Below are 9,184 nucleotides of genomic sequence, written 5' to 3'. Positions count from 1 at the left end.
CATCTGCTTCATCGGAAAACTCAGCGGGTGGAATCCGGGTATTTTGCCAAAATCAGGAAGTCTTCTTCAGAATTTCCTTTACTGCCCTGGCCACTCTGTAGGTCGCGCAGCGGGTGCTAAGCGTTCAAGCGTTCAAGCGATCACGTGGATCATGATTGTATCGGCCTGAGTCGGCAGCCTTTCGGCAGCGCCGGCTTGGGCTGGAGCCAGAAAGCAAAAAGCCCCGAAACCTTGAGGTTTCGGGGCTTTTTTACTGCGATTTGGAGCGGACGATGGGAATCGAATATTTGTTAAAAATCATACCCTTATACGATTAAATAAAAGTCGCCATACACGGTGCCATACACGCTGAGGCTCTCTAGCGGTTTGACGGAGCGTCAAGGTTGCCGGTGGATACTATCAGTATCGGGAAGTTCGCTATTTTCAGGTATGAGGTTTGGCAGGAGGGTCTCTCCGTGTAAAAAGGTTAGCAACTTCTGTCGCCACTCCATAATTCATCTTGAGAGAGCGCAAAATGCGCTCTATCTGCCCCTGTTATGGGTCAGGTCAATAATTCACTCGGTGGGCTACTGAGCATGGCGGCCTCGCTGAATCTGGTTTGGGGGCTAATCAGGAGCTGAAGTCAGCAAAAATGCATGACTATTTCATACCATCCTTAGGTCAAGTGCTGACTGTGGTGACAGACCGGAGTCGGCCCAGGCTGTGTAAAAACGTTGGCATCGGCCTTGCTGTGATTTGATGGATTCAAATCAGCGGGGGATGCCGATGAAGCGTTTTATCCAGGGAGAGCATCGTGGCCAAAGCGCGCTGCTTCCCGAGAGCCTGGATGACTCCGTGGCGGACACCAACCCGGTGCGAGTGGTCGATGTTTTCGTCGATGAGCTCGACCTTGGCCAACTGGGTTTCGAGGGTGTCGTCCCGGCTGAAACAGGTCGGCCCGCCTACCATCCTGCCGACCTGCTGAAGATCTACATCTACGGTTACCTTAACCGCATCCAGTCCAGTCCAGTCGACGTCTCGAACGCGAGGCTCAGCGCAACGTTGAGTTGATGTGGCTGACCGGACGTTTAATGCCGGACTTTAAAACCATCGCCAACTTCCGCAAGGATAACGGCAAGGCAATCCGCGGTGCCTGTCGGCAGTTCGTGGTGCTGTGCCAGCAGCTTGGCCTGTTCTCTGAAGCGCTGGTGGCTATCGATGGCAGCAAGTTCAAGGCGGTCAATAACCGCGACCGCAATTTCACCAGCGCCAAGCTTCAGCGGCGAATGGAGGAGATCGAGTCCAGCATCAATCGCTACCTGAGCGCACTGGATACCGATGATCGCCAGGAACCTGCCGTGGCGCAGATCAAAGCCGAGCGCCTCCACGACAAAATCGCGACCTTGAAAACTAAGCTGCAGGAGCTCAAGGAAATCGAGGTTCAGCTCAACGAAACACCGGATAAACAGATATCCCTGACCGATCCCGATGTCCGTTCGATGAAGACCCGGGGCAGCGGCATGGTCGGCTACAACGTGCAGGCGGCGGTCGACGCGAAGCACCACCTGATCGTGACGCATGAGGTCACGAACGACGGAGTCGATCGAGACCAACTGAGCGCCATGGACAAACAGGCGCGAGAGGCCATGGGTGTAGAGAAGCTCTCGGCGGTCGCAGACAGAGGGTATTTCAAAGGCGAAGAAGTCCTGGCGTGCCATGAGGCTGGCATTACCGTTTTCGTGCCCAAGACGCTGACCTCGGGAGCGACAGCGGCTGGCCGCTTCGGCAAAGGTGATTTCATCTATGACGCAGCCAAGAACGAGTACCGATGCCCGGCCGGGGAAAGCCTGATCTGGCGGTACTCAAGCGTCGAGAAAGGACTGAAGTTACACCGCTACTGGAGTTCGTACTGCCAGGGTTGTGCGTTGAAAGAGCACTGTACGCCGAGCCCACAGCGCCGGGTGAGCCGTTGGGAGCATGAGGCCGTGCTCGAGGCGATGCAGAGTCGCCTCGATCAAGTACCCGAGATGATGCGGATCCGTCGCCAAACGGTCGAGCACCCGTTCGGCACGCTGAAATCCTGGATGGGTGCCACCCATTTCCTCACCAGAACGCTCGACCGGGTGAGCACCGAGATGAGCCTGCATGTGCTCGCCTACAATCTCAAACGCGTGTTGAACTTGCTGGGCAGTGGTGCCGTGATGGCAGCGATGAAGGCCTGAGGCCTGTTTTACGACTTTTGCCGCCCTCCAGCACGCGCGCCGAAGCCGAAAGTACCATCGCAACCAGAATCACCAATTGCGCCTGATTGGGCCTTCGAGGGCCTCCTGGACACCGAGAAAATCCCCCGGCAGTTGATTGCCATCGCTTACTGCGTTTTTACACAGTCTGGGCCGATTTCAGCCTGTCTCGATAGACCGGAGTCGGCCAATAGCGGCCCTTTAGGGAAACTCTGAAGAAGACTTCCAGATTTTGGCAAAATACCCGGATTCCACCCGCTGAGTTTCCCCATGAAGCAGATGACCTTCGCTGACGCCGAGTACGCCGGTAAGCGCAAACAAACCCGCAAAGAGTTGTTCCTGATCGAGATGGATCGGGTGGTGCCGTGGAAGGGTTTGATTGCCTTGATCGAGCCGCATTATCCCAGGGTGAAGGCGGTCGTCCGGCCTATCCGCTGATGGCGATGCTGCGCGTGCACCTGATGCAAAGCTGGTTCGGTTACAGCGATCCAGCGATGGAAGAGGCGCTGTACGAGACCACCATCCTGCGCCAGTTCGCGGGGCTGAGCTTGGAGCGTATTCCCGATGAAACCACCATCCTCAACTTCCGGCGTAGTAGCAAGACCGCACCACGCCGAAGGCTGAACAGACCACTTCCACCGACTCCCGCTCACTTAACTGGTCTATCAGCGCGTACGATTGAACTCGTCCGACATCAAGAGAGCGGTAGCCTTTTTTAGGATCGCTTTCTCCCGTTCCAGTCGGTCGATCCTGGCTTCCAGCTCCTGGATTTTCTGCTGTTCGGGCGTCAGTGCTTTGCTCTTCGGGGTAACGCCCACGCGCTCCTCTTGAAGCTGTTTTACCCATCGGCGCAGGGCCGACTCAACCACTCCCAGTGAACGAGCTGCTTCGATATGGCTGTAGCCCTGATCGAGCACCAGGCAGGCGGCCTCTCGTTTGAACTCGGGCGTAAAGGAACGACGTTGCTTGGTCATCAGACACCTCTCTATGGCGAGCATTCTCGCCCTAAATGGGTGTCCGGAATCAGTAGACCACTACACACCGCCGGCTGCTCTGATGACAGTAGGCTGTAGCGGCGATTGCATTTCCGTTAGCCTGCTGGCCAGCCAGGGGTAGAACACGCCCCTCCAGAAGTGGAGGGGCTAATCTAGATTCGGCCGTTGGCTTGGTGCAGGCGTTTGACGAAACTCTCAGCGTCGGTTTCGCCAACAGTACGGAGATCTTGCCATTCTTCGCCATTGGGAGCGAATAACTGCAGTGCCGGTGGGCCGAACAGCTGGTAGCGGTCGAGCAGGGCGCGTTGCTCGGCATCGCTACGAGTTATGTCGAAGCGCACCAGTCGGTAACCGGTCAGTTGCTCACGCACGGCGGGTGCTGCCAGCACTTCTCGTTCAATTACTTTGCAACTGATGCACCAGTCGGCGTACCAATCCAATAGCAGTGGTTGGTCGGCATTTTTTGCTGACAGCAGAGCGGCATCCAGAGCAGCTGGTGTATCCACGGTCTGCCAGCCGGCGTTAGCGCCGCTCGGAAGTACGGCTTTGGCGTCCAGCTGACCCAGCGGTCGCAGCGGATCGGATTGACCTTGCAAAGCGCCGAGCCAGGCGCTGACACCGTAGACCAGTAGTGCCACACCGAGTAGTTGGGCGAGCCTTTGCCGGCCGGACTTGAGGGTGAACTCCAAGGCACCGAGCCAAATCGCGCTGCCAACTGCCAAAAGGCCCCACAAGGCCAAAGTCACTGGAGCGGGTAGCACGCGTTCTAGCAGCCATACAGAGACAGCCAGCAGCATCACGCCGAAAGCTTTGCGCACACCGACCATCCAGGTGCCAGACTTGGGTAGCAATGCTCCGCCGCCGATGGCGAACAATACCAACGGCGCGCCCATGCCCAACCCGAGGGCAAACAGCTTAAGGCCGCCACCCAGTGCGTCGCCGGTGGTGCTTATGTAGAGCAGTGCGCCGACCAGAGGGGCAGTCACACAGGGCGAAACCAGCAGGCTCGACAGTACGCCGAGCGTGGCGGCGCCCAACATTGAACCCCCGCGGGCCTGGCCGGCTAGGAGATCTAGTCGTTCGGTGATAAAGCGCGGCATGCGCAACTCGAATACGCCGAACATGGCCAGAGCGAAAACAGTGAAGAACATCGCAAAGGGCACCAACAGCCACGGTGACTGCAGGCGCGCTTGTAGGTTGAGGCCAGCGCCGAACATGCCCATTAGCGCACCAAGCAGGGCGAAGCTGGCAGCCATGGGGAGTACGTAGGCAAGCGATAGGCGTAATCCACGCGTTCCGCCGAGTTGTCCGCGTAATACCACGCCAGACAGAATTGGCAGCATCGGTAGCACGCAGGGTGTGAAAGTCAGGCCCAAGCCCGCCAGGAAGAACAGCGCCAGACTACGCCAGTCAATGGCGACCCCTTGTTGCAGGGCTGCAATGAGGGGGGGGTCACCTACCTCGAAGCTGCGAATCTCTGGCGGATAGCACAGCCCCAGATCAGCGCAGCCCTGATAGCTCACCTGTAAGGTGAACGGTGTGTTCTGAGGGTTATTAACGGGTAGCAGCAAGTCGGTAACGCCGTAGAACACCTCGACATCGCCAAAAAATTCATCGGTTTTCGGTTCGGCCGCGGGCCATTGCGGGGTGCCAATTGACACTTGCGGGTGGTCGCTGGTGAATGCGAAGCGATGTTTATAGAGGTAATAACCCTCGGCATTTATGAAGCGCAGGCGGACGCTGTCCTTACCGGTTTCCAACAGGTCGAGGCGGAAGGCTTTGTCTACCGGAAGGAAATCCTGGCTGTTGTTCAGCGGAGTGCCGAACAGAGCCGACTGAGGACGCGAAGAATCAAATATCTCGGCGTTGGCTGGCAAGGCAAGCAGTAGCAGCAGCAGATACGGCAGGAGGCGGGACATGACCATCTCGCGGGCTAATAACGAAAAGGAGGTCTATTTCAGCTTGTTAACGGAGCCGGGATTTTTGAAGTGCGGGCTGGGGGGATGGCCTCCGCTGCGATTCAGTGCATCGCAGGATGCCAGCCAGTACCAGCCCGCCCGGCGAGTCGCTATTAATGCGCGGCTTGTTCCAGCGGATAATTGGCAATGACCTTTTCTCGGCCAGTGCGGGTTATTCCGATCACCTGGTACGGGTGTTTGACGTCGCCATACTCCATGCCTGGTGAGCCAGCCGGCATGCCTGGCACGGCGATGCCCAGCAGGTCAGGGCGCTTGCGAAGCTCCAGGATCTGCGCCACGGGCACGTGACCTTCAACGAACTTTCCATCGATCACGCCTGTATGGCAGGAAGCCAGACGCGGTTTCACGCCGAGGTCTTGCTTGACTGTGTTCATGTTGCGTTCGACGTGGTCGCGGACTTCGAAGCCGTTGTTCTCCAGGTAGGTAATCCAGTCCTTGCAGCATCCACAGTTGGCGTCGCGGTGCACATCAATGATCAGGGGTTGCGCGGCCTGGGCGGCGCCACTTAGCAGCAGAGCGGCGAGCGCCGCGGTAGTCAGTCTTCTGGACATAAAAAACCTGTTTTCAATGGTTTGCTCATTTGCAACAGCAGCCGCTGCTGCCACTGCATCCGGTTTTCTTCGCAGTGCTCGATGAGGCCGCCGGACTGCTCAGTTGAGCGGGGTATCCAGCATCACCCAGAGCGGCGACAAGCACATCGCTGTCGCACTCTCCGCTGACCCGCACACGGGCCGCTTGCAGGTCGACATCAACCTCGGTGACGCCTTCAACTGCGTTGAGCGCCTCGGTGACATGCAGGACGCATGAGCCGCAGCTCATGCCTTTGACGTTCAATTCAACGGTGCTCATGGCATCTCCTTGCGAGGTTGCTGTTGGGGTTGAGGCAATTCTCAACCTTGCCAAGGTGGCAAGGTCAAGAACCTCAATCGATTGATACTTTGCGCAGTCTCAAGGCGTTGAACACCACCGAAGCGGAACTCATGCTCATCGCCAGCGCTGCGATTATTGGTGACAGCAGGAGGCCAGTCAGCGGGTAGAGCAGGCCGGCTGCCAGAGGGACCCCCAGGGCGTTGTAAAGAAAGGCGAAGGTCAGGTTCTGGTGCATGTTGCGCACGGTGGCCACCGACAGGCTGCGCGCGCGCAGGATGCCGAGCAGGTCGCCCTTGACCAGCGTGACCTGGGCGCTGTTCATCGCCACGTCGGTGCCGGTGCCCATAGCAATGCCGATATCGGCGCGCGCCAGGGCCGGGGCGTCGTTGATGCCGTCGCCGGCCATGGCCACGCGGTGTCCTTGCTGTTGTAGCGAGGCGGTCAGGCGTTCCTTATCCTGCGGCTTGACCTCGCCGTGCACCTCCTCGATACCCAGTTCGCGGGCTACTGCTCGGGCAGTCGTCAGGCCATCGCCGGTGGCCATGATCACCCGTATGCCGTCTGCCTGCAGGCGCTGGATCGCCAGTTTTGAGGTCGGCTTGATCGGGTCGGCAACCGCCAGCAGACCGGCCAGCACGTTGTCCACCGCCAGGAACATGATGCTCACGCCTTCGCCGCGCAGTTGTTCGGCATGCGCCTTGAGTGGGCTGGCATCCACGCCGGCATCATTCATCAGCGCGGTGTTGCCCAACTGCAAGTCGCGGCCGTCAACCTTGCCACGCACGCCGATGCCGGAGGCCGATTCGAAGGTTTCAGGCGTGCTCAGCGCCAGGCCCTGGGCACGGGCATGATCGACGATGGCGTGGGCCAGGGGATGTTCGCTGCCCTGATCCAGGCTGGCGGCCAGTCGCAGTACCTCGTCCCGCGTGAAGCCGGGCGCCGCCTCGACGCTGTGGAAAGCAGGGCGGCCCTCAGTGAGCGTGCCGGTCTTATCGACGATCAGCGTGTCGATCTTGCGCAGGTTTTCTATCGCGGCAGCATCGCGGAACAGCACGCCGCTGCCGGCCGCCTTGCCGGTGGCGACCATCACCGACATCGGCGTGGCCAGGCCCAGGGCGCAGGGGCAGGCAATGATCAGTACCGCGACTGCGTTGATCAGACCGAACACCCAGCTCGGCTCCGGACCCCACAGGCCCCATACCACGAAGGTCAGGATAGCAATGGCGATGACCGCCAGCACGAAACGCCCGGCAATGACGTCGGCCAGCCGCTGCATTGGCGCCTTGGAGCGCTGCGCCTGGGCCACCATCTGGACGATCTGCGCAAGCATGGTCGAGCTGCCGACCTTTTGTGCCTGCATCACCAGGCTGCCGTGGCTGTTGAGGGTAGCGCCGATTAGGCTGTCACCGGCGCGTTTCATGATCGGCACCGGCTCGCCGGTCAACATCGACTCGTCCACCGCGCTTTCGCCTTCCACCACCAAGCCATCAACCGGCACTTTTTCGCCTGGGCGCACCCGAAGCTTGTCGCCGCTGTGCACATGGGTGAGGGGAATGTCCTCTTCGCTGCCATCGGCATTGATCCGTCGCGCGGTCTTGGGCGCCAGGCCGAGCAGCGACCTGATCGCCGCCGAGGTCTGCGAGCGCGCCTTGAGTTCCAGGATTTGGCCGAGCAGGGTCAGCGAGATGATCACCGCTGCCGCCTCGAAGTACACGCCGATGCGTTCACCCTGCATGAAGTGGTCGGGGAATACGCCGGGCGCCAGGGTGGCGATCAGGCTGTACAGGTAGGCGGCGGAGGTTCCGAGGCCGATCAGCGTCCACATGTTCGGGCTACGGTTGATGAACGATTGCACGCAGCGCACGTAGAAGGGCCAGCCAGCCCAGAGCGCCACAGGGGTGGCCAGTGCCAGTTCGACCCAGTTCTGCGTGGCGCCGTGGAACGGACTGAGGGCATGCCCGCCCATGGCCAGCACGGTGACAATCACGGTGAACGGCAACGTCCACCAGAAGCGTCGAGAAAAGTCCCTGAGCTCCGGGTTGTCCTCTTCTTCCAGTTCGGGCATGACCGGCTCCAGGGCCATGCCGCATTTGGGGCACGTGCCTGGGCCGATCTGCAGTATTTCGGGGTGCATCGGGCAGGTGTATTCGGCGCCGTGATCGACGGTCGGCGTCTCGCCATGAGCATGCCCGGCATCCAGATATCTGCTTGGCTCGGCAGTGAATTTTTCCAGACAGCGCTGGCTGCAGAAAAGCAGTTGTTGGCCGGCGTGGCTGGTCTGATGCGGGCTGTCGGCTTTGACCGTCATGCCACAAACAGGGTCACGATCCGATGGGGTCTGAAGTGTGGGGTGTGGCTGATTGGCCTGAGACATTACCGCTCCTGTTAAACCCTGCGCGCACTCGGAGATATTTTATATAGAGTACCCGCGAACGGCTGACATTGGCCTGACCCAAGCATTACATTTCTGTAAGCCTGTGGCATCGGGGGGACGCGGACCTCGCGATGATCTCCTGCCGCGAACCTGAAGCCGGTGTGGATTTCCACCACCTGTTCCGGTCGCGGCTGGTTGCGCTGGTGGCAAACGATCATCCGCTTGCCCAGAAGAGCTACCTGGAGGCGCAAGACTTCAATGACGAAACGTTGATCACTTACCCCGTCGAAGAGGACATGCTGGATATCGTCCAGTTGCTGCTCAAGCCGGCGGGCATCACACCCGCTCGACGAACAACCGAACTTACGGTCGCCATCCTCATGCTTGTTGCCACGCGGCGAGGTATCGCCGTGCTGCCGAGATGGGCCGTGCAGCACTATCTCCAGCGGCAATACGTGACGGCAAAGCCGATCACACGCGATGGCTTGTTTGCCGACATCTGGGCGGCCACGCTCGAATCGGAAAGCTCCAAGCTGTTGCCGCTGACCGAAAACTGACCCAGTAGAGGCTGTTCTGCCGACTGAAAACTGACCCAGGTGTTCAACTGCTTCTGCTCAATTTTTGAGCAGGAGAACACAGGGTGATCAGTATGGAAATGATGGGCAAAATCCGCCGGATGTATTTCCGCGACAAGCTGTCGCTGCATGAGATAGCCAAGCGCACCGGGTTGGCGCGCAACACGATTCG

At 59.4% G+C, this 9,184-nt stretch carries 5 protein-coding genes and 3 pseudogenes; 3 read left to right on the top strand and 5 right to left on the bottom strand.

What is annotated here, in order from left to right; translation table 11 throughout:
- Positions 1–765 precede the first annotated feature (765 nt).
- Positions 766–2,201: pseudogene (locus N1078_RS18915) on the top strand (IS1182 family transposase).
- Between the two features lie 288 nt (positions 2,202–2,489).
- Positions 2,490–2,812, top strand: a pseudogene (locus tag N1078_RS18910) (transposase); the annotation flags it as partial.
- On the opposite strand, the pseudogene N1078_RS18905 reads toward N1078_RS18910, so the two are convergent.
- From N1078_RS18905 to N1078_RS18885, 5 genes and pseudogenes are all read right to left on the bottom strand, one after another.
- Positions 2,811–3,193 (bottom strand): annotated as a pseudogene (locus N1078_RS18905) (transposase); the annotation flags it as partial. The pseudogenes N1078_RS18910 and N1078_RS18905 overlap by 2 nt on opposite strands.
- A gap of 173 nt (positions 3,194–3,366) precedes the next feature.
- The gene (locus N1078_RS18900; RefSeq protein WP_177432944.1) at positions 3,367–5,133 is read right to left on the bottom strand and encodes a protein-disulfide reductase DsbD; all 1,767 of its coding nucleotides are present in this window, start codon (positions 5,131–5,133) and stop codon (positions 3,367–3,369) included.
- A 152-nt stretch (positions 5,134–5,285) separates the two neighbouring features.
- On the bottom strand, positions 5,286–5,744 hold the full coding sequence (locus tag N1078_RS18895; protein WP_096827186.1) for a DUF411 domain-containing protein: 459 nt from the start codon (positions 5,742–5,744) through the stop codon (positions 5,286–5,288).
- A gap of 25 nt (positions 5,745–5,769) precedes the next feature.
- Positions 5,770–6,042 (bottom strand): heavy-metal-associated domain-containing protein, encoded by a 273-nt coding sequence (locus N1078_RS18890; RefSeq protein WP_083729378.1) that lies wholly within the window; start codon positions 6,040–6,042, stop codon positions 5,770–5,772.
- Between the two features lie 73 nt (positions 6,043–6,115).
- Positions 6,116–8,437, bottom strand: coding sequence for a heavy metal translocating P-type ATPase (locus N1078_RS18885; protein WP_170050459.1), 2,322 nt, complete (start codon positions 8,435–8,437; stop codon positions 6,116–6,118).
- Positions 8,438–8,526: 89 nt separating this feature from the next.
- Between N1078_RS18885 and N1078_RS18880 the strand changes: the two genes are divergently transcribed.
- A complete protein-coding gene (locus tag N1078_RS18880) occupies positions 8,527–8,994 on the top strand; it encodes a LysR substrate-binding domain-containing protein (RefSeq protein ID WP_337993331.1) in 468 nt (155 codons plus the stop codon).
- Positions 8,995–9,184: the final 190 nt, after the last annotated feature.

The sequence above is a fragment of the Pseudomonas sp. MIL19 genome, assembly GCF_028680365.1.
GTDB classification, from domain to species: domain Bacteria; phylum Pseudomonadota; class Gammaproteobacteria; order Pseudomonadales; family Pseudomonadaceae; genus Aquipseudomonas; species Aquipseudomonas spirodelae.
Note: the sequence above shows the minus strand (reverse complement) of the source record. Positions and strands in the feature narration are given on the sequence as shown.